The organism is Streptomyces sp. NPDC001070, from assembly GCF_053598835.1.
The window spans coordinates 69,814-90,022 of sequence record NZ_JBSFLB010000001.1; the positions used below are offsets into that span (position 1 = coordinate 69,814).

At 72.1% G+C, this 20,209-nt stretch carries 16 protein-coding genes; 4 read left to right on the top strand and 12 right to left on the bottom strand.

Annotated elements, in window-relative coordinates:
• Positions 1-61: 61 nt before the first annotated feature.
• The 6 genes from ACWDAS_RS00355 to ACWDAS_RS00380 form a co-directional block, all read right to left on the bottom strand.
• Positions 62-898: a shikimate dehydrogenase gene (locus ACWDAS_RS00355; RefSeq protein WP_450385969.1), complete on the bottom strand. Its 837-nt coding sequence runs from the start codon at positions 896-898 to the stop codon at positions 62-64.
• Entirely contained in the window at positions 898-2,577 is a 1,680-nt protein-coding gene (gene mltG, locus ACWDAS_RS00360; RefSeq protein ID WP_450385971.1) for an endolytic transglycosylase MltG, read from the bottom strand. Before mltG ends, ACWDAS_RS00355 begins: the two co-directional genes overlap by 1 nt.
• A 141-nt stretch (positions 2,578-2,718) precedes the next feature.
• On the bottom strand, positions 2,719-3,183 hold the full coding sequence (gene ruvX, locus ACWDAS_RS00365) for a Holliday junction resolvase RuvX (protein ID WP_450385973.1): 465 nt from the start codon (positions 3,181-3,183) through the stop codon (positions 2,719-2,721).
• A gap of 8 nt (positions 3,184-3,191) precedes the next feature.
• Positions 3,192-5,861 (bottom strand): alanine--tRNA ligase, encoded by a 2,670-nt coding sequence (alaS, locus tag ACWDAS_RS00370; RefSeq protein WP_450385975.1) that lies wholly within the window; start codon positions 5,859-5,861, stop codon positions 3,192-3,194.
• Entirely contained in the window at positions 5,861-6,151 is a 291-nt protein-coding gene (locus ACWDAS_RS00375) for a DUF6167 family protein (protein ID WP_450385977.1), read from the bottom strand. The genes alaS and ACWDAS_RS00375 overlap by 1 nt, the downstream gene beginning before the upstream one ends.
• Positions 6,152-6,157: 6 nt before the next feature.
• Complete coding sequence (locus ACWDAS_RS00380) at positions 6,158-6,580, bottom strand: DUF948 domain-containing protein (protein ID WP_450385979.1); 423 nt, start codon at positions 6,578-6,580, stop codon at positions 6,158-6,160.
• A 171-nt stretch (positions 6,581-6,751) separates the two neighbouring features.
• Between ACWDAS_RS00380 and ACWDAS_RS00385 the strand changes: the two genes are divergently transcribed.
• Positions 6,752-8,899: an ATP-binding protein gene (locus tag ACWDAS_RS00385; RefSeq protein WP_450385981.1), complete on the top strand. Its 2,148-nt coding sequence runs from the start codon at positions 6,752-6,754 to the stop codon at positions 8,897-8,899.
• 87 nt (positions 8,900-8,986) lie between these two features.
• Here the strand turns inward: ACWDAS_RS00385 and rpsD are convergent, their stop codons facing one another.
• The gene (rpsD, locus tag ACWDAS_RS00390) at positions 8,987-9,598 is read right to left on the bottom strand and encodes a 30S ribosomal protein S4 (RefSeq protein WP_361802669.1); all 612 of its coding nucleotides are present in this window, start codon (positions 9,596-9,598) and stop codon (positions 8,987-8,989) included.
• 199 nt (positions 9,599-9,797) lie between these two features.
• On the opposite strand from rpsD, the gene ACWDAS_RS00395 reads away from it, so the two are divergent.
• A complete protein-coding gene (locus ACWDAS_RS00395) occupies positions 9,798-10,514 on the top strand; it encodes a DUF2470 domain-containing protein (RefSeq protein WP_450386585.1) in 717 nt (238 codons plus the stop codon).
• A gap of 18 nt (positions 10,515-10,532) precedes the next feature.
• On the opposite strand, the gene ACWDAS_RS00400 is transcribed toward ACWDAS_RS00395, so the two are convergent.
• The 3 genes from ACWDAS_RS00400 to ACWDAS_RS00410 all read right to left on the bottom strand — a co-directional run bounded on the left by ACWDAS_RS00400 (position 10,533) and on the right by ACWDAS_RS00410 (position 14,424).
• Positions 10,533-11,882: a replication-associated recombination protein A gene (locus ACWDAS_RS00400; protein WP_450385984.1), complete on the bottom strand. Its 1,350-nt coding sequence runs from the start codon at positions 11,880-11,882 to the stop codon at positions 10,533-10,535.
• A gap of 44 nt (positions 11,883-11,926) precedes the next feature.
• Positions 11,927-12,571 carry a vitamin K epoxide reductase family protein gene (locus ACWDAS_RS00405; protein WP_450385986.1) on the bottom strand — a complete coding sequence of 215 codons (645 nt, stop codon included), beginning with the start codon at positions 12,569-12,571 and terminating at the stop codon, positions 11,927-11,929.
• Between the two features lie 83 nt (positions 12,572-12,654).
• Entirely contained in the window at positions 12,655-14,424 is a 1,770-nt protein-coding gene (locus ACWDAS_RS00410) for a glycoside hydrolase family 15 protein (protein WP_450385988.1), read from the bottom strand.
• A 99-nt stretch (positions 14,425-14,523) separates the two neighbouring features.
• Between ACWDAS_RS00410 and ACWDAS_RS00415 the strand changes: the two genes are divergently transcribed.
• Together ACWDAS_RS00415 and ACWDAS_RS00420 are read left to right on the top strand one after the other, a co-directional pair.
• Positions 14,524-15,333: an SAM-dependent methyltransferase gene (locus ACWDAS_RS00415; protein ID WP_450385990.1), complete on the top strand. Its 810-nt coding sequence runs from the start codon at positions 14,524-14,526 to the stop codon at positions 15,331-15,333.
• Positions 15,330-17,435: a putative bifunctional diguanylate cyclase/phosphodiesterase gene (locus ACWDAS_RS00420; RefSeq protein WP_450385992.1), complete on the top strand. Its 2,106-nt coding sequence runs from the start codon at positions 15,330-15,332 to the stop codon at positions 17,433-17,435. Before ACWDAS_RS00415 ends, ACWDAS_RS00420 begins: the two co-directional genes overlap by 4 nt.
• A 573-nt stretch (positions 17,436-18,008) precedes the next feature.
• On the opposite strand, the gene hisS is transcribed toward ACWDAS_RS00420, so the two are convergent.
• Together hisS and ACWDAS_RS00430 are read right to left on the bottom strand one after the other, a co-directional pair.
• Positions 18,009-19,271, bottom strand: coding sequence for a histidine--tRNA ligase (gene hisS / locus ACWDAS_RS00425; protein ID WP_450385994.1), 1,263 nt, complete (start codon positions 19,269-19,271; stop codon positions 18,009-18,011).
• Between the two features lie 13 nt (positions 19,272-19,284).
• Positions 19,285-20,001, bottom strand: a complete 717-nt coding sequence (locus ACWDAS_RS00430) for an MBL fold metallo-hydrolase (RefSeq protein ID WP_450385996.1) — start codon at positions 19,999-20,001, stop codon at positions 19,285-19,287.
• Positions 20,002-20,209: the final 208 nt, after the last annotated feature.

Here is a 20,209-nt window from a genome sequence, read left to right on the forward strand (position 1 = left end):
CGGTCCGCTGGGCGGACAGCTCGCCGGACGGATCCGGGCGGTCGGGAACGCACATGACCGCTCAGGAACGGTGCAGCGCCGCCTCGCCGGCCGCCCGCATGGCCGCCAGGGGGGCGGGCTTGCGACCGGTCATCAGCTCCACCTGCAGCACCGCCTGGTGCACGAGGAGGTCGAGCCCCCCGACGACGGCCCCGCCCCGTCCCGCCCAGGCGGACGCCAGCGCGGTGGGCCACGGGTCGTACAGCACGTCGAAGAGGGTGCCGGGCCGCTCCGGAACGGCCGCGGCCAGCGCGTCGGTGGCGCCCGCCGGGGTCGTGGAGATCACCAGAGGCGCGTCGAGGGCCTGCGCGGCGTCCTCCCACGCGGCCGTCCGCACGGCCACACCCAGCCGCTCGCCCCACTGCCGCATCTCGGCCGCGCGGGTGGCACCGCGCACGTACGCGGTGACCTCGCCGTCGCAGATCTGTGCCAGCGCGGCCAGCGCGGAGGAGGCGGTGGCGCCGGCGCCGAGGACGGCGGCGGAGCGGACGCGTTCGACGCCGCGCTCGCGCAGCGCGGCCACCATGCCCGGGATGTCGGTGTTGTCGCCCAGACGGCGTCCGTCCTCCGTGAGGACGAGCGTGTTGACGGCCTCGACCGCCGCGGCGGTGTCGCTGATCCCGTCCAGCAGCGGGATGACCGCCCGCTTGAGCGGCATGGTCAGCGACAACCCGGCCCACCGCTCGCCGCCCTCCGCCAGCCCGGCCAGGAAGCCGGGCAGCGCCGCCTCGTCGACCTCGAAGCGGTCGTACGTCCAGTCGGCCAGCCCCAGCTCCGCGTAGGCGGCGCGGTGCAGCACCGGGGAGAGGGAGTGCGCGATCGGCGATCCCAGGACCGCCGCCCGCCGTCCTTCACTCATCAGCCGCCGTGCTCCCGCTGGTACTTGTTGAACTCCTCGACGTTCCTGTCGTGCTCGGACGCGCTGTCGGTGAAGCGCGTGTCGCCCGGCTTGACCGTCACGAAGTACAGCCAGTTGCCCTTGGTCGGATGGAGGGCGGCGGTGATCGACTGGTGCCCCGGGTTGCCGATGGGGCCGGGAGGCAGTCCCTTGTGGTTGTACGTGTTGTACGGCGAGGGGTCCTTGGTGTCCGCGGTCGACGTGTTGAGCGTGCTGCGGCCCTTGGCGTAGTTGATCGTCGAGTCGAAGCCCAGGAACATGTCCTGGTCGAGGCGGTTGTAGATGACGCGCGAGACCTTGCCGAACTCGTCGTCCTCCTTCGCCTCGGCCTGGACGAGGCTGGCGATGGTGATTATCTGGTGCGGCGTCATACCGGCGTCCTTGGCCTGCGCCTCCAGGTCGTCCTTCTCGTACTCGGCCACGGCCTGCTTGACCATCTGCTTGAGCAGGTCGGCGGGCTTGGTGTCCTTGCCGACGCTGTAGCGGGTCGGGAAGAGGAATCCTTCCAGCGGGTCCGAGATCTGGGCGCCGTCGTCGGCCCAACGAGGGAGCCCGAGCTTGCCGGCCTGCTCCTTGGCGATCTTGGCGGTGGTGCCCTCATCTAGGTTCAGCTTGGCGTCGATCGTCGAGTAGATCTGGGCGTCCCGAAGGCCCTCGGCGATGATCAGGACGTTCTGCGACTTCGGGTCGAGCATCATCGTGACGGCGCTGGACGCCGACATCTCCTTGCGCAGGACGTAGACGCCGGGCTGGATGAGCTTGCCCTTGGGGTCCTTGTTGGCGGCGGCGGTGAAGGCGTCGACGCTCTTGACCACGCCCGCCTTCTTCAGGATGTTGCCGATCTCGATACCGCTGGCGCCCTGCGGGATCTCGACCTGCACCTCACCCGTGCCCCGCCCGGAGAAGTCCGGCGCCGGGCCGAAGTTGTTCTGGTAGTAGCGGTAGCCGAAGTAGCCGGCACCGGTGATGCCACCGCCGAGGACGACCAGGACGACCAGGCACGCCATGCCGCTGCGGCGCTTCTTGCCGCCCTTCTTGCCGCTCTTCCCGCCGCCCCTGCGGGCACGGTCGCGCCGGTCGCCGCGGCCCGGCGGCAGGTCGTCCTCGTCGTCGTCCGCGCCGGAGAAGAAGGAGTGGTCGTCGGCGGCCCCGGCCTCGTCGTCCCACAGCGGGGCTTCGTGCTGCGGCTGCTGCGGGCGCTGGAGCCGCTGCGGCGGCGTCTGCTGGGGCTGTTGGGGCTGCTGCTGCTGGTACTGGGGTTGCTGCTGCTCCGGGTAACGCTGGTCGGGGCGCTGCGGGGGCGGGTAACCGCCCTGCCCGTAGTAGTCGGGCTGCTGCTGGCCTCCGTAGCCGTTGTTGCCGTACCCGGCCGGGGCGCCCCAGGAGTCGTACTGCTGCTGGGGGTCGTACGGGTACTGCGCCTGCTGACCGGTGGAGCCGTACGGGTCCCAGCCTCCCTGCTGCTCGTACTGCGGCTGTTGCTGCTGGGGATGGTGTTGTTGCTGCTGGTACTGGGAATACTGGTGTTGCTGGGGGTGCTGTTGCTGCTGCGCGGGCTGCTGCTGCCCCCACGGGTCGCCGAAGAGAGGGTCTTCGGGGTGCCATGCTTCGGAGCCTGGGCTCCGGCCATAGTCAGTCATCGATCCCCTACGGTTCGGTTCGCGAGGCGGCAGCAGGCCGGCGCTTGTGGCGCGGGCGGGCGGGTGGGTGGGTCCCGCCCATCGGCACCACGGATCCCGCTGTGGAGCCGCCGTGCTGCGCGGAACGTTACCGTACCGCGATCAGATAAACGGTTCGACGCTCTCGCCGGGCTCTTTACCCGACACCCGTTCGGTCTCCAGGGCGCTCTGCAGGATGACCACGGCCGCCGCCTGGTCGACGACGGAACGTCCCTTCTTGGCCCTGACGCCCGATGCGCGCAGGCCCTGGGTGGCCGTGACGGTGGTCATCCGCTCGTCAACGAGGCGCACCGGAACAGGGGAGATGATCTTCGCCACATCCTGGGCGAAGTCGCGGGCCTTGGCCGCGGCCGGCCCTTCCCGCCCGCTGAGCGAGCGGGGCAGGCCGACCAGCACCTCGATCGGCTCGTACTCCTCGACGATCTGCGCGATGCGACGGCGCGCGGCCGGGACGTCCCGGCCGGGCACCGTCTCGACGGGTGTGGCGATCAGCCCGTCGGGGTCGCACGAGGCGACCCCGATGCGGGCGTCCCCGACGTCGATCGCGATCCTGCGACCCCTGCGCATCGACGACCTCAGGCCGTCTCGGCGACGAGGCGCTGCACGGCGGCGATGGCCTCGCCGACGGCGTCGGCGTTCTGGCCGCCGCCCTGGGCGACGTCCGGCTTGCCGCCACCGCCGCCGCCGAGGGTCTTGGCGGCGGTGCGGACCAGGTCGCCGGCCTTCAGGCCGCGCTCACGTGCCGCCTCGTTGGTGGCGATGACGGTCAGCGGGCGGTCGTTCGCCACGGTGAACAGGGCCACGACGGCAGCGCGGCCGCCGCTGATCCGCTGACGGACGTCCAGCACGAGCTTGCGCAGGTCGTCGGCGCCGGTGCCGTCCGGCACCTGGGCGGTGACCAGGGCGACGCCCTTGACGTCCTGGGCGGAGTCGGCGAGCCCGGCGGCCGCCTGCAGGACCTTCTCGGCGCGGAAGCGCTCGATCTCCTTCTCGGCCTCCTTGAGCTTGGTGAGCATGCCGGAGATCTTCTCCGGGAGCTCCTCCGGGCGGCCCTTGACCAGCTGCTGGAGCTGGGCGACGACCGTGTGCTCGCGGGCGAGGAAGTTGTACGCGTCCACACCGACGAGGGCCTCGACACGGCGCACGCCGGAGCCGATGGAGGACTCGCCGAGCAGCTTCACCAGGCCCAGCTGGGCGGTGTTGTGGACGTGCGTGCCGCCGCAGAGCTCCTTGGAGTAGTCGCCGATGGTCACGACGCGCACCCGCTCGCCGTACTTCTCGCCGAACTCGGCGATGGCGCCCTGCTTCTTGGCCTCGTCGATGCTCATGATCTCGGCGGTGACGTCGAGCTCGCGGGAGAGCACGGCGTTGATCTTCTGCTCGACGTCCGTCAGCACGCTGCCCGGCACGGCGGCCGGCGAGCCGAAGTCGAAGCGGAAGCGGCCCGGGGAGTTCTCCGAACCGGCCTGGGCGGCGGTGGGGCCGAGCGCGTCGCGCAGCGCCTGGTGGGTGAGGTGGGTGGCGCTGTGGGCGCGGGCGATGGCACGGCGGCGGCCGAGGTCGATCCTGGCGAACGCGGCGGCGCCGACGGTCACCTCGCCGACCTGGACGCTGCCCTTGTGCACGGTGACGCCCGGCACGGGCTGCTGCACGTCGCGCACCTCGATGACGGCACCCGAGTCGGTGCGGATGCGGCCGGTGTCGGCGAGCTGGCCGCCGCCCTCGGCGTAGAAGGGGGTGCGGTCCAGGATGACCTCGACCTCGTCGCCCTCGTTGGCGGCGGGCGACGGCACGCCGTCGACCAGCAGGCCGACGACGCTGGCCTCGCCCTCGTTGTCCGTGTAGCCGGTGAAGACGGTGCTGCCGGCCGTGTCGGCGACGGCACGGTACGCCGACATGTCGACATGACCGCTCTTCTTCACCAGGGCGTCGGCCTTGGCGCGGTCCCGCTGCTCCTTCATCAGGCGGCGGAAGCCGTCCTCGTCCACCGACAGGCCCTGCTCGGCGGCCATTTCGAGGGTGAGGTCGATCGGGAAGCCCCAGGTGTCGTGGAGCAGGAAGGCCTTGTCGCCGGAGAGCACGCCGGAACCCGCGGACTTGGCCTCGGTGACGGCGGTGTCCAGCACATTGGTGCCGGCCTTCAGCGTCTTGAGGAAGCGGGCCTCCTCGGCGAGGGCGACCGTCTCGATGCGCTTGCGGTCCTCGACGAGCTCCGGGTACTGCTGGCCCATCGTCTTGATGACGGTGTCGACGAGTTCACCGACGACGACGTCCGTGGCGCCGAGCAGCCGCATGTTGCGGATGGCGCGGCGCATGATGCGGCGCAGCACATAGCCGCGGCCCTCGTTGCCGGGGGTGACGCCGTCACCGATGAGCATGACCGAGGTGCGCATGTGGTCGGCGACCACGCGCAGCGAGACGTCGGAGTCGTGGGCGGTGCCGTAGGCGACGCCGGTGAGCTCGGTGGCCCTGTCGATGACGGCGCGCAGGGTGTCGGTCTCGTACATGTTCTGCACGTCCTGCAGGATCATGGCGAGACGCTCGAGACCGAGGCCGGTGTCGATGTTCTTGGCGGGCAGGTCGCCGAGGATCGGGAACTCCTCCTTGCCGGCGCCCTCCCCGCGCTCGTACTGCATGAAGACCAGGTTCCAGATCTCCACGTACCGCTCGTCGTTGACGGCCGGGCCGCCCTCGACGCCGAACTCGGGGCCGCGGTCGTAGTTGATCTCGGAGCACGGGCCGCAGGGACCCGGGACGCCCATGGACCAGAAGTTGTCCTTCATGCCCAGGCGCTGGATGCGCTCGGCGGGCACGCCCACGACGTCGCGCCAGATCTGCTCGGCCTCGTCGTCGTCCTTGTAGACGGTGATCCACAGCCGCTCGGGGTCGAGGCCGTAACCGCCGTCCGCCACGGGAGTGGTGAGCAGCTCCCAGGCGAACTTGATGGCGCCTTCCTTGAAGTAGTCGCCGAAGGAGAAGTTGCCGCACATCTGGAAGAACGTGCCGTGGCGCGTGGTCTTGCCGACCTCTTCGATGTCGGGCGTGCGGACGCACTTCTGCACGCTGGTGGCGCGCGGGAAGGGCGGCTTGACCTCACCCAGGAAGTAGGGCTTGAACGGGACCATGCCCGCGGGCACCAGAAGGAGTGTCGGGTCGTCGGCGATGAGCGACGCCGACGGCACGACGGTGTGCCCGCGCTCTTCGAAGAAACGCAGCCAGCGGCGGCGGATTTCTGCCGACTCCATCAGTGTTCGTCCTTCCGGTGGTGGTACGCGATCTCCGGCCGCTGGGCCGGCATGTCGAGGTCGGGGGCCGTGCGGCCCAGTGCGTCGTTGAGCTGGTCCTCGCGCTCGGCCATGCCGGCGCGGACGTCCTGCGCGAAGGTGCGCAACCGGTCCCCGGCCTCCAGGGCCTTGTCGGCCGCCTTCGCGGCGAGGCTCTCGGGGGTCAGGCTGCGGATCTTGCGGTGGACCTTGTTGGTGGCCCACACCCCGGCGGCGGCGCCGGCGGTGAACCAGAAGGCACGGCGGAACATGGCAGGTCAGCCCCTTGACTTACGGCTGCGGGCGGACGGGAGCGTCCGGCCGACGACCACGGTGCGCTTCTTGGCGGCGCCCTTGGCCTGGAGGGTGACCGCGCGCCGCACGCCGTAGCCGAAGGCCGCGACCTTCACCAGGGGGCCACCGAAGGTGGAGGCGACGGTCGTGGAGAGGGCGGAGGCGTTGGCGGTCACCTCGGCGACGTCGGAGGTGATGGTGTCCACCCGGGCCAGTTGGGCGTGCGCGGAGCGGACCGCCTCGGAGGCCTCGCCGAGCAGCGGCACGGCCTGGTCCGTCACCTCCGCCACGAGGCGCGTGGCCTGGCGGAGCGCCTGCGCGAGCCGCACCAGTGCCACGGCGAGGAACGACACCAGGATCGCCCAGAAGACGGCCACGATGAGGCCGGCCACCTCTCCACCGGACACGTTGCCACTCCCTTGGATCCACCGCGCCAACCAGGTACCGATCAGGTACCGACCTTATCGCGACGGGCAGCACGCTCCGTACCGCATAAGGACGGGCGGTGCCCTCGACCGCAGCCGGGCGCACGGGCCGGACTGTACGTTCCGCTTATTTGACGATACCCTCCGTGACCCATGCGCCATGAGACGAAGCCCGGCAACCTGCCGTGCGAGCTGAACCACTTCGTCGGCCGGCGGCGCGAGCTCGAAGACGTGGCCCGGTTGCTGGGCAAGGCCCGGATGGTGACGGTGACCGGGGTGGGCGGGGTCGGCAAGACCCGGCTCGCGCTGCGCGCGGCGGCCGGGCTGCGCGCCGGGTTCGCCGACGGGGTCTGGCTGGCGGAGCTGGGGGCCGTACGGGATCCGGGGTTGCTGGACCACGCCGTGGCGGACGCCCTCGGCCTCACCGACCACACCGCGCGCGGCGCCCGGGCCGCGCTGAGCGCCTTCCTGGCCCGCCGCGAGCTGCTGCTCGTCCTGGACTGCTGCGAGCGGCAGGTGGAGGCGGCGGCGGAACTCGCCGACGCGATGCTGCGGCGGGCGCCCGGACTGCGGTTGCTGGTCACCAGCCGGCAACCGCTGGGGGTGACCGGCGAGCACATGGTGGCGCTGGAGCCGCTCACCGACAGCCGCGAGGCGGTCGAGCTGTTCGCCGACCGGGCGGCCGCGGCGCTGCCGGGCTTCACCGTGGACGGTGGCAACCGGGCCGAGGTGGAGGAGCTGTGCCGCCGCCTGGACGGGATCCCGCTCGCCCTGGAGCTGGCGGCGGGCCGCGTGCGGGCGCTGTCGGTACGCCAGATCACCGGCCGGCTGGACGACCGCTTCGACCTGCTGACCCGGCGCGGCGGCACGGGCGGCCCGGACCGCCACCGTGCGCTGCGTACCACGATCGGATGGAGCCACGAACTGTGCACGCCGTGCGAACGGCTGCTGTGGGCGCGGCTGTCGGTGTTCGCCGGGGACTTCGACCCGGAGGCCGCTGAGTACGTCTGCGCGGGCGGTGAACTTCCCGCCGACGCGATGGTGGACCTGCTGGCGGACCTGGTGGACAAGTCGGTCGTGCTGCGCCGCGAGGTCGCGGGGGCGGTGCGGTACCTGCTGCTGGACACCCTGCGCGAGTACGGGCTGGGCTGGCTGCGCGGGCTGGGCGAGGAGCGGCGGCTGCGGGCCCGGCACCGTGACTGGTACCTGGGCTTCGCCACCTGGGGCGAGATGGAGTGGTTCGGCGCCCGGCAGGCGGAGATCTCGGTGAGCACCGAGCGTGAACTGGCCAATCTGCGGGCGGCGCTGGAGTTCTCCCTGGAGGTCCCCGAGGAGCTGCGGACCGGGCAGTACCTGGCGGCGAGCCTGTGGTTCTTCTGGGTCGGCTGCGGCCGGCTGGCCGAGGGCCGGTACTGGCTGGAGCGCGCGCTGGCGGCCGATCACACGCCGACGGGGCAGCGGGCCAAGGCGCTGTGGGTCTGCGGCTACGTCTCGATCCTCCAGGGCGACGGCACCGCGGCGCTGGGCATGCTGTACGAGTGCCGGGAACAGGCCCTGGCGACCGGCGACGCGACGGCGGTCGCGTACGCGGTGCACCGGATGGGGTGCGGCGCGCTGCTGAGCGACGACCTTCCGCGCGCGCGGGCCCTGTTCGAGGAGGCGCTGGGCCACTACCGGACGCTCGGCGAGCTGAACAGCAACGTCATCATGGCCGAGGTCGAACTGGCGATGGCGGTGGCCTTCGAGGGGGATCTGGAAGGCGGCATCGAGCTGTGCGACCGCATCCGGGAGATCTGCGAGGACCACGGCGAGCGGTGGGCGCTGGCGTACGCGTTCTACACCCGGGCCGTCATCGCGTGGTGGCAGGACGACCCCGTGCAGGCGGCCGAACTCGCGGCCGAGTGCGTGCGGATCAACCACACCTTCCGCGACATGGTGGGCATCGTGCTCGGGATCGAACTGCTCGCGCTGCTCAGGGCCCCGGAGGACGCCCGGGAGGCGGCGGTGCTGCAGGGCGCGGCCGGCGGTATCTGGGGCGTCGTCGGCCTGCCGGTCTTCGGCTCGCGCCACTTCGGGATCCCGCACCAGCGCTGCGAGGAGCTGGCCCGCGCCGAGCTCGGCCGGCCCGGCTACGAGGGGGCGTACGCCGAGGGCAGCGTCCTCGACCTCGACGCGGCCGTCGCCCGTGCCCTCGCCGGGCTGCCCCCGTCCCCGCCGGGCCACCGCCCGCCGCGCGGCCCCGTGCCCCCGGCGGACCCCCGCGCCGCGGGCACCGCCCTCCACCAGTCCGCCCAGGACTGACCCCGGCTCCGGGGAACGCGAAAGCCCCGGCGCCCCGCCGTGGAGGCGGGGCGCCGGGGCCGACGTGCGTGCCGGATGCGGCAGGCGTCAGCGAGCGTAGTACTCGACGACGAGCTGCTCGTCGCAGATCACGGGGACCTCACGACGGTTCGGCAGACGGTCCAGGCGGAACGCCAGGGCCTGCAGGTTGACCTGCAGGTACTTCGGGGTCTCGCCCTCGCCGGCCCAGCCACCCTCGCGGGCGACCTGGAACGGGGTCTTGGAGCGGGAGCGCTCGCGGACCATCACGACGTCGTCCGGCGTCACGCGGAAGGACGGCTTGTCGACCTTGTGGCCGTTGACCTCGATGTGGCCGTGGACGACCATCTGGCGGGCCTGGTAGATGGTGCGGGCCAGGCCGGCGCGCAGGACGAGGGCGTCCAGGCGGCGCTCGAGCTCGACGATCAGGGCCTCGCCGGTCTTGCCGCTGACCTTGCGGGCGCGGTCGTAGGCGCGGGCCATCTGGCGCTCGGAGATGTCGTACTGCGCGCGCAGACGCTGCTTCTCCAGCAGTCGGACCTTGTAGTCACTGTTCTGCTTGCGGCCACGGCCGTGCTCGCCCGGCGGGTAGGGACGGGCCTCGAAGTACTTGACGGCCTTCGGCGTCAGGGCGATGCCGAGCGCACGCGACTTCTTGACCTTGGGACGCGACTGGTTCACGTTTCCCGGACCTCCATGTAAGTTAGGTAAGGCTTACCTTAGCGAAGGAGATCGTATGTCTCGCCCTGGGAACACCACGCGCATCACAGACAGTGCCAGCGCCGCACAGGGCGCCGTCGACGCCGCAGTGGGCGCCGACTTGACGGAGGTCCGATCAGCTCATGGTCAGCCGCGTCCCAGCGGGCATGAAATCGCCCGACTGCCGTCAGCAGCCGAGCGCACACGAACTCTCGTACAGAGTACCGCCTCCGCCATCCTGGTGATTCCCGGCCTCTCCGCCGACCTGCCCGAGCTCATGGTCCCCGAGGAGCGGCTCGTGGGCCCCGACGGCGACCTCTTCCTGCTGTTTCCCGCGGAATCGCCCGCGGTTCGGGCCGCCACCCACGCCGAGGACGACGAGCCGGCGGCTGTGCTGGAGATCACTGATGTCGCCCCCGTCTCGGTGCCCGGACTCATCCGCGGCCGCGCCTGGATCGCCGGCTGGATCACCGTCGCGCGCGACCTGCCCGCCCCCGCCGGGAGGGTGCGGCTGCGGCTGGAGGTCGGCGAGGCCTCGCTGGACGACCTGTGGGGCGCGGAGCAGGTGGAGCCCGACGAGTTCGCCGCGGCCCTGCCCGACCCGCTGATCGCCCACGAGGCCGAGCTGCTGCAGCACCTGGCGGTCGCCCACGCCGACCAGGTGGGCCGGCTGTGCGCGCTCACGGGCGGGGCGGGTGCCTGCCACGGCGATCCGACCGGCGCGGTGCCGCTGGCCCTGGACCGCTTCGGGCTGCGGGTGCGCTTCACCGGGAAGGACGGCACCTTCGACGCACGCTTCGAGTTCCCGGAGCCCGTACGGGGTCACGCGGATCTGCACCGGGCGATGCACACGCTCTTCGACGCCGCCCGGGGGGCCGCCGCCTCGCGGGAGCACTGAACCCCGCGGGGGTGCCCGCTACTCCCCCGCCAGGCGCTCCCTGACCCGCTCCAGCACATCGGCGTAGCGGGCCTCGGCCCCGTAGCGGGTCGGCTCGTAGTAGCGCCGGCCGTGGATCTCGTCCGGCGCGTACTGCTGGGCGGCGATGGCACCGGGCAGATCGTGCGGGTACTGGTAGCCCTGGCCGTGGCCGAGCTTGGCGGCGCCCTTGTAGTGGCTATCGCGCAGATGGGCGGGGACTGGACCGGCCTTGCCCGCCCGTACGTCGGCGAGCGCGGCCCCTATCGCCGTCGTCGCCGCGTTGGACTTGGGCGCCAGGGCGAGCGCGATCGTCGCGTGGCTGAGGGTGAGCGCGGCCTCGGGGAAGCCGATCATCGCCACCGCCTGCGCCGCGGCGACGGCCGTGGGCAGCGCGGTCGGGTCGGCGAGGCCGATGTCCTCGCTCGCGGAGATCATCAGCCGGCGGGCGATGAACCGCGGGTCCTCCCCCGCCTCGATCATGCGGGCGAGGTAGTGCAGGGCCGCATCCACGTCCGAGCCGCGGATGGACTTGATCAGCGCGCTGGCGACGTCATAGTGCTGGTCGCCGTCGCGGTCGTACTTCACGGCGGCGCGGTCGACGGTCTCCTCGAGGGTGCTCAGGGAGATCTCCTGCTCGCCCTTCGCCAGGGCCGCGCCGGCGCCCGCCTCCAGCGCGGTCAGCGCCCGGCGGGCGTCGCCGCCGGCGATCCGCAGCAGATGCTCCTCGGTGTCCTCGGGGAGGGTGACGGCGCCCCTGAGCCCGCGCTCGTCGCTCAGGGCGCGGCGCAGCAGGCCGCGCAGGTCGTCGTCGGTCAGCGGCTCGAGCGTGAGCAGCAGCGACCGGGACAGCAGCGGGGAGATGATCGAGAAGTAGGGGTTCTCGGTGGTGGCGGCGATGAGGGTCACCCAGCGGTTCTCGACCGCGGGAAGCAGGGAGTCCTGCTGGGCCTTGCTGAAGCGGTGGATCTCGTCCAGGAAGAGCACGGTGTCGCGGCCGTAGCCGCCGGACTCGCGCTTGGCGCTCTCGATGACCGCGCGGACCTCCTTGACGCCCGCGGTGATCGCCGAGAGCTCGACGAAGCGCTTGTTGGTGGCATGGCTGACGACGTAGGCGAGAGTCGTCTTGCCGATACCCGGCGGGCCCCACAGGATCACCGAGGAGATCCCGGCCGGCCCGCCGCCGCCCTCGCCGACCAGGCGCCGCAGCGGCGATCCGGGTCGGAGCAGATGACCCTGCCCCACCACCTCGTCGAGGGTGCGCGGACGCATCCGTACGGCGAGGGGGCTGCCTCCGGGCTCCCTCGACTGGCGGTCCTCTGCGGCGGCGGTGAACAGGTCGGGCTCCACGGCAAGGAAGCCTATGTCACCGCACCGACAGGACGGCCCCGGCGTCAGATCAGGGTGCTCCAGTACGTCCACCAGCGGGTCAGGATCGCCACGGCGATCACGCCGTACCAGAGCACGGGGACGACCCAGTGGAACTCCAGGACCAGGTCCCGGGCGCGGCCGCGCACCGGGATGATCCCGTGCTTGATGTTGTGGACGAGGGTGTACCAGAACAGCGCGATCGTGACGACCCAGGCCAGCGAGCACCACAGGCACAGCGAGCCGATGCTGTACAGCGACTGGTACTGCAGCCACGTCACGAAGCCGACGCCGAAGAGCGTGCCGCCCTGCAGGCCGAGCCAGAACCAGCGGCGGTAGCGGGCGCCGGCGAGCATCCCCACGGCGAGGGCGATCACCACGGGGTAGGCGACCATGCCGATCATCGGATTGGGGAAGCCGAAGGCGTGCGCCTGCTCGCTCTTCATGATGTTGCCGCAGGAGATGATCGGGTTCAGGCTGCAGCCCGGGACGAAGTTCGGGTCCTCCAGCAGCTTGAACTTGTCGATCGTGATGACCCACGACGCGAGCAGGCCGAGCGCACCGCAGACCACGAGCAGCCAGGTGAAGGCCCTGCCCGCGCCGATGAGCCCGTCCGCGGGCGCCCCGCGCCCGCTGTCGGTGCGAGCCGTGTCAACCGCCGTAGTCACCATGTCGCCGTTTCCGTGGGTCGGGGATGTGCCGCACTGCCCAACGCGCCGGACCCGCCGGAAGTGCCGGGTCCCATGGTGCCGTGTCACCCGCCCGAGCGACAACGGGAGAGCGTGAAGGCGGTGTTCACCAACGCTACGTGTGTGAACGCCTGCGGTGTGTTACCCAGTTGCCTCCGGGCGACCGGGTCCCACTCCTCCGGGAGCAGCCCGAGGTCGTTGCCGATGGCCAGGACCCGGGCGAACAGCTCGCGGGCGGCGTCCACGCGGCCGAGCGCGGCCAGCGCGTCGGCGAGCCAGAAGGAGCAGGCGAGGAAGGCGCCCTCGGAGCCGGGGAGGCCGTCCGGCCCGGTGTAGCGGCGCACGAATCCGCCGTGGTCGAGGCCGGAGCGGATCGCCTCCACGGTGCGGACGACGCGGGGGTCGCCGGGCGGCAGGAATCCGGCCTTGACGACGAACAGGGTCGCGGCGTCCAGGGCGGTCCCGCCGTAGTGCTGGACGAAGACGCCGCGGACGGGGTCGTAGCCGTGCGCGCAGACGTCGGCGTGGATGGTGTCGCGCAGTGCGCGCCAGCGGTCGACGGGCGCGGGCAGGCCGGTGGCCTCGGCCATGCGCACGGCCCGGTCGGCGGCCACCCAGGCCATCACCTTGGAGTGCACGAAGTGCCGGCGGCCGCCGCGCACCTCCCACAGGCCCTCGTCCGGCTCCCGCCAGCGGCTCTCCAGGTGGGTCAGCAGCCTGCGCAGGAGGACCCACACATGGCGCTCCATGGGGATGCCCGCGCGCAGCGCGAGGTACAGGGTGTCGACGACCTCGCCGTAGACGTCGAGCTGGAACTGCCCGACGGCGGCGTTGCCGAGGCGTACCGGGCCCGAGCCCTCGTAGCCGGGGAACCAGTCGGCGTCGGTCTCGGGCAGGTGGCGCTCGCCCGCGACGCCGTACAGACTGCGCAGGTCTCCCGGGTCGCCCGCGATGGCGCGCAGCAGCCACTGCCGCCAGGCGGCCGCCTCGTCGCGGAAGCCGCCGCGCAGCAGGGCGGACAGGGTCATGCTGGAGTCGCGCAGCCAGCAGAAGCGGTAGTCCCAGTTGCGGGTGCCGCCGATGCGCTCGGGCAGCGAGGTGGTGGGGGCGGCGACGATGCCGCCGGTGGGCGCGTAGGCCAGTGCCTTGAGGGTGATCAGGGAGCGGAGCACGGCGGCGCGGTACTCGCCCTCGTACCGGAAGCCCGCCGTCCACCCGCGCCAGCCGTCGGCGGTCCTGCGCAGCGCCGCCTCGGGGTCGGCGCGGTGGGTGGTGCGCAGGTGCGAGGGCTGCCACGTCAGGACGAAGGGGATCCGCTCGCCGGCGTGGACGGTGACGTCGGAGCGGGTGCAGCCGTCGACCCCGTAGGTGTGCACGCCCGGCGGGACGCGCAGCCAGGCGGAGTCGGGGCCCGCGACGGCGACCCGGTGGCGGTCCGTGCGGCGCACCCACGGGGTGGTGCGGCCGTAGTTGAAGCGCAGCCGCAGCTCGCTGCGCACGGGCACGGCACCGTCGACTCCCTCGACGATGCGCATCAGGTGCGGCGCACGCTCGCGCTGCGGCATGAAGTCGATCACGCGGACCGTGCCGCCGGCGGTGCGCCAGAGCGACTCCAGCACCAGGGTGCCGTCCCGGTAGGCACGGGTGATGCAGTGGGCCGCGCCCTCGGGGGCGAGCCGCCAGTTCCCGTGCCGGTCGTCGCCGAGGAGGGCGGCGAAGCAGCTCGGCGAGTCGAAGCGCGGCAGGCAGAGCCAGTCGACGGCGCCGTCCCGGCCCACCAGGGCGGCCGTCTGCAGGTCGCCGATGAGCCCGTAGTCCTCGATGAGCCCGGTCATGGTGAACCGTCCGCCCCGAAAATGCGTACATATTAGACATATAGGATTCTAAGTGGACCCGGAGATCCGAGGATTCACTCCGACGGGGAGAGGTGCACCATGCATCGACCCGAATGGGTTCCTGCAGGGACGGATGTGGAGACTCCCAACGCCGCCCGGGTCTACGACTACTACCTGGGCGGATCGCACAATTTCGAGGCCGACCGCGACATGGCCCGCCAGGCCATGGCGCTCTGGCCCGACCTGCCGGTGATCATGCGCGCCAATCGCGCCTTCCTGCGCCGCGCGGTCCACCACCTCGCCACGGAGGGCATCACCCGTTTCCTGGACATCGGCTCCGGGATCCCGACCTTCGGCGCCGTGCACGAGGTGGCGCGGGCCGTCCGGCCGCGGGCGCGCGTGGTGTACGTGGACCTCGACCCGATCGCCGTGGCGCACAGCCGGCTGCTGCTCCAGGACGACCCGCTCAGCGCCACGGTGATGGCCGACATGACCGACACCGGCGACCTGCTCTCCCGGCCCGAGGTCACCGACCTGCTGGCACCGGGTGAACCGGTCGCCGTGCTCCTGGTGGCCGTGCTCCACTTCGTCACCGACGCCCAGGACCCCGGCAAGATCGTCGCGGCGCTGCGCGAGGCCGTGCCGCCGGGCAGCCATCTGGTGCTCACCCATGCCTCGCGGGAGAGCCGCCCCGACCAGGCGGAGCCGCTGGAGGAGCTGTACGCCCGGCGCACCACGACCCCGTTGGTCATGCGGACCAGGAAGGCGGTGACGGACTTCTTCGACGGCTGGGAGGTCCTGCCGCCGGGCGTGGTCTGGCTGCCGGAGTGGCGGCCGGAGGACGCGGAGTCGGTGGGACCGCACCCCGAGTGGATGTCGGGCCTGGCGGGTGTGGGGCGGCGGCCGTGAGGGGGTCACCGTCCGTCGTCGGCGGACCCGCCCGGGACTTCGCGAACGCCTGGTCGCGGCTGCTGCGTTCCGGCCCGGGGCTGGCGCTGCCACCGCTGACCCTGCGCCAGGTGGCGGCCACGACCGCGGACCTGCTCAGCCGGGCGCTCGGCGAGCCCACGTGCGACACCTCGCTCGCCGAACAGGCCGGCACACTGCTGGTGGAGGCGCACTTCACCGAGCCGGAGATCCTGGCGGACGCCGTGGCGCTGCTGCAGATCCAGCCGGCCGATCCCGAGCGGGTGCCGGCCGTGACCGGCGCCTTCGCCTCCGGCTGGGCATCGGCGCTGCGCGAGCGGACGCTGCGCGAACAGGAGGCGATCCAGCGGGCGGCCTTCCAGGCCAGGGAGGACGCCGAGCGGGCCCGGCGCGCCTCGGAGGCCCGGTTCCGCGCGCTCTTCGAGCACGCGGCCATCGGCATCGGCATCGCGGATGTGGACGGCACGATCGTGCAGGTCAACCAGGCGCTGCGGGAACTGCTCGGGGCCCGCCCGGAGGATCTGCAGGGCCGCCGGGTCACCGAACTGGTGCACCCCGAGGACGCCCCGGGGGTGTGGGAGGCGTACGACGACCTGGTCAACGGGCGGCGCGAGCGGTTCCAGTGCGACAAGCCGTACTACCGGCGCGACGGCGAGGTCGTGTGGACGCACCTGACCGTCTCCCTGATCCGCGACGAGCACGGGGAGCCGCGCTACCAGGTGGCCATGGTGGAGGACATCACCGACCGGTACCGGCTGCAGGAGCGGCTGCGCCACCAGGCGACCCATGACCCGCTGACCGGGCTGCCCAACCGCACCGCCTTCTTCGAGCGGCTGGAGCGCCTCTTCGAGGAGCCGCAGCCCGGCGCCCGCTTCGGCCTGTGCTACGTCGACCTGGACGGCTTCAAGGTCGTCAACGACAGCCTCGGCCACGAGACCGGCGACCAGTTGCTGACGGCGGTCGCGGAGCGGCTGGACGCCGCGCTCGCCCCGCTGGGGCATCTGGTGGCCCGGCTGGGCGGTGACGAGTTCGTGGTGCTGCTGGAGGAGTGCCGGGGCGAGCAGGAGGCGGTGGCGGTCGCCAAGCTCGTCCTGACGACGCTCTCCCGTCCCTTCCTGATCAACGATCAGCAGCTGACGATCGGCGCCAGCGTCGGGGTGTTCGCCCGCCGGGTGGCGGCGACCACCCCGGGCGCGGCGGTACGGGCGGCGGACCTGACGCTGTACCGCTCCAAGGAGGCCGGGCGCGGCCGGTGGACGCTCTTCGACCCCACGCACAACGCGCGGGCCGTGAGCCGGTACGCGATCTCCGTACGGCTGCCGGTGGCGCTGGACCGCGGGGAGTTCTACATCGACTACCAGCCGCTGTGCTCACTCGCCGACGGCTCGCTGGTGGCCGTGGAGGCGCTGGTGCGGTGGCGCCACCCGCAGTTCGGGGTGCTGGGGCCGGACGAGTTCGTGGCGACGGCGGAGGAGACCGGGCTGATCATGCCGCTGGGCCGGTGGATCCTGGAGCGCGCGGTCGGGCAGGCGGCGGCATGGGTGCGGCGGTACGGGGAGGCGGCACCGCAGATCAACGTCAACCTGGCGGTACGTCAGATCCGCAACCCGGGCCTGGTTCACGACGTCACGTCGATCCTGGCCGGCACCGGCCTCGCGGCCGGGCGGCTGGAGCTGGAGATCACCGAGAGCGCGGTGATCGGTCCCGAGGACGAGTCGCTGCGCGCCCTGCAGTCCCTGGCCGAAGCCGGGGTCTCCCTGGCCGTCGACGACTTCGGCACCGGCTGGTCGAACCTGGCGTACCTGAGGGACCTGCCGGTGTCGGGGCTGAAGATCGCCGGCGCCTTCGTCACCGACCCCCATCGCGCCGGGACGGACGACCCGGTGGGCTGGCGGATCGTGGGGGGACTCGTGTCACTGGCGCACGCGCTCGGCCTCACGGTCACGGCCGAGGGGGTGGAGAACTCCCAGCACGCCCGGCGGCTGCGCTCACTGGGCTGCGACTGGGGCCAGGGCTGGTACTTCGGGCGGCCGATGCGACCGGAGCGTATCGCCCGGTGGATCGAGCGGGGTCACCCGGAGTGACCCGAAAGCAAAGTGAGGGTAAAAATTGCGGCCAAATCTTGACTCTCCGTGAAGGTCATACGTAAGGATGGGGCCTTGGCGCCACATATTTCCGGTTCATCCACGTTCATCCATGTACGACCGTTACGGACGTTCCCATGGCATTGCTGCGGCACCCCCGGCACCTGTGTACGGTGCCGGCCCCGGAACTTCCCCGCCGCGACGCGCGTGCCGGCTCCCGGCCGGCACCACCCGTGGCCGTGGGGAAGCGATGAGCGGCGCCGACCGGCGCACCCGCGCGGCCTGCCCCTGCCCTGCCGCCCGCGACTCGCCCCGCACCCTCGTCCACCTCCAGGCGGACGGACGCGTGTGGGCGTTGGTGCGGCCGCACGGACACCCGCTCGGATCGGCCATCCCCCACGGTACGCCTGCCGGGGGCGGCGGGCCGTACCGCGCGCGGGCCGGCACCGCTCGCCGCACACCGGCCCACCGGTGGGCGGCGGCACCCGACGCTCCGCACCTCGCCCGAGCCACTCCCGATGAGTGTCACCGCGGCCGGCCGGTGTGTGCCCGGCCGGCCGCGTGACCCACGGCTCAGGCCAGCCGCTCGCGCAGGACCGCGACGATGCCGTCGACCGGGACGGCGCTCTGCTCGCCGCTCTCCAGGTCCTTCAACTGCACGACGCCCTCGGCGAGATCGCGCTCCCCGGCCACGACCGCGAAGCGCGCGCCCGACCGGTTGGCGGACTTCATCGCGTTCTTCAGTCCCTTGCCCCCGAACGCGAAGTCCGTGGCGACGCCCGCCCGGCGCAGCTCGGTGACCGCGCCGAACAGGACGCGGCGCGCCTCCTCGCCCATCGGCACCGCGAACACCTGGGTGGGCGAGGGCAGTTCGAGCTCGATGCCCTCGGCCCTGAGCGCCAGCACCGTACGGTCCACACCGAGCGCCCAGCCCACGGACGGCAGCGCGGGGCCGCCGATCATCTCGGACAGGCCGTCGTAGCGGCCGCCGCCGCCGACCGCGGACTGGGAGCCGAGCCCGTCGTGCACGAACTCGAAGGTGGTGCGGGTGTAGTAGTCCAGACCGCGCACCAGCTTCGGGTCGTCCTCGTAGGCCACACCCGCCGCCGTGAGCAGGTCGCGCACCTGCTCGTGGTACGCCTTGCATGCCTCGCACAGGTGGTCGCGCATCATGGGCGCGCCGACCAGCTGCTTCTGCACGCTGTCGCGCTTGTCGTCCAGGACGCGCAGCGGGTTGATCTCGATCCGCCGGCGGGTGTCCTCGTCCAGGTCGAGACCGCGCAGGAAGTCCTGGAGGGCGGCCCGGTAGACCGGACGGCACTCCCGGTCGCCCAGCGAGTTGAGCAGCAGGCGGAAGTTCCGCAGCCCGAGGGAGCGGTAGGCGTCGACGGCCAGGATGATCAACTCGGCGTCGAGCGCCGGGTCCTCCGCGCCGATCGCCTCGGCGCCGACCTGGGAGAAGTGGCGGTAACGACCGGCCTGCGGCCGCTCGTAGCGGTAGTACGAGCCGGAGTACCAGAGCTTGACCGGCAGGTTGCCGGCCTTGTGGAGGTTGGCCTCCAGCGCGGCGCGCAGCACGGAGGCGGTGCCCTCGGGGCGCAGTGCGAGCTCGTCGCCGCCCTTGGTGGTGAGGGTGTACATCTCCTTGGTCACGATGTCCGTGGACTCGCCGACGCCGCGGGAGAACAGCTCCACCTGCTCGAAGCCGGGGGTCTCCACATAGCCGTAGCCGGCCCGACGCAGCGGAGTGGCGATCGCCTCGCGTACCGCCAGGAACACGGCGGAATCGGGCGGCAGGAGGTCATAGGTGCCCTTGGGGGCCTTGAAGGTGCTCACAGGGGGTCTCTCGTCACATTCCTCGTCGCGGAGGGGCCGGGTGGTCGTCCCCTCCGAGGCCGCGGGCCACCTCCGCCAGATACGGGTTGGTGGCGCGCTCACGGCCGATGGTCGTCTGGGGTCCGTGGCCGGACAGCACCACGGTCGAGTCGTCGAGCGGCAGGCACACACGGGCCAGCGACGCGTAGAGCTCGTCCATGGAACCGCCGGGCAGATCGGTGCGGCCGACGGAGCCGGCGAACAGCAGGTCGCCCGAGAAGAAGACCGAGGGGATCTCGGCGGTCTCGGGGAGCCTGAAGGTCACCGACCCCTCGGTATGGCCGGGAGCGTGCGCCACGGACAGCTCGAGACCTGCGAGCTCCAGCGTGCTGCCGTCGCTGAGCTCCTTCAGGTCGTCGGGCTCGCCGATGGTCAGCTCGCCGAGCAGCTGCGCGCCGATCGAGCGGCCGAGGGCCTTCTCCGGGTCGTTGAGCATGTAGCGGTCCCGCGGGTGGATCCACGCCGGGACGCCATGGGCACCGCAGACCGGAACGACCGAGGCCACGTGGTCGAGATGGCCGTGGGTGAGGATGACGGCGACGGGCTTGAGACGGTGTTTGGCGAGCGTGTCCTCGACGCCCTGGGCCGCTTCGTGGCCCGGGTCGATGATCACGCACTCCTCACCGGCGGCGGGGGCGACCACGTAGCAATTGGTCCCCCAGGCCCCGGCGGGGAACCCGGCAATGAGCACGTTCGTCCTTCTGTCGGCTGTCGTTCACGGCAGGTCGTACCGCACAAGGGCGGCCCCACGAGCCTACCGGCGTGAACGCGGCCATCGCGAACCAGTAACGTCGCTGGACTGGGGGCGCGCCTGGGCGCGAAGATCGGCGACGGCACGTACTCATATCCGGCGACGGCATGTACTCACATTCGGACGCTACGAGCAGAAGGCATCGGGA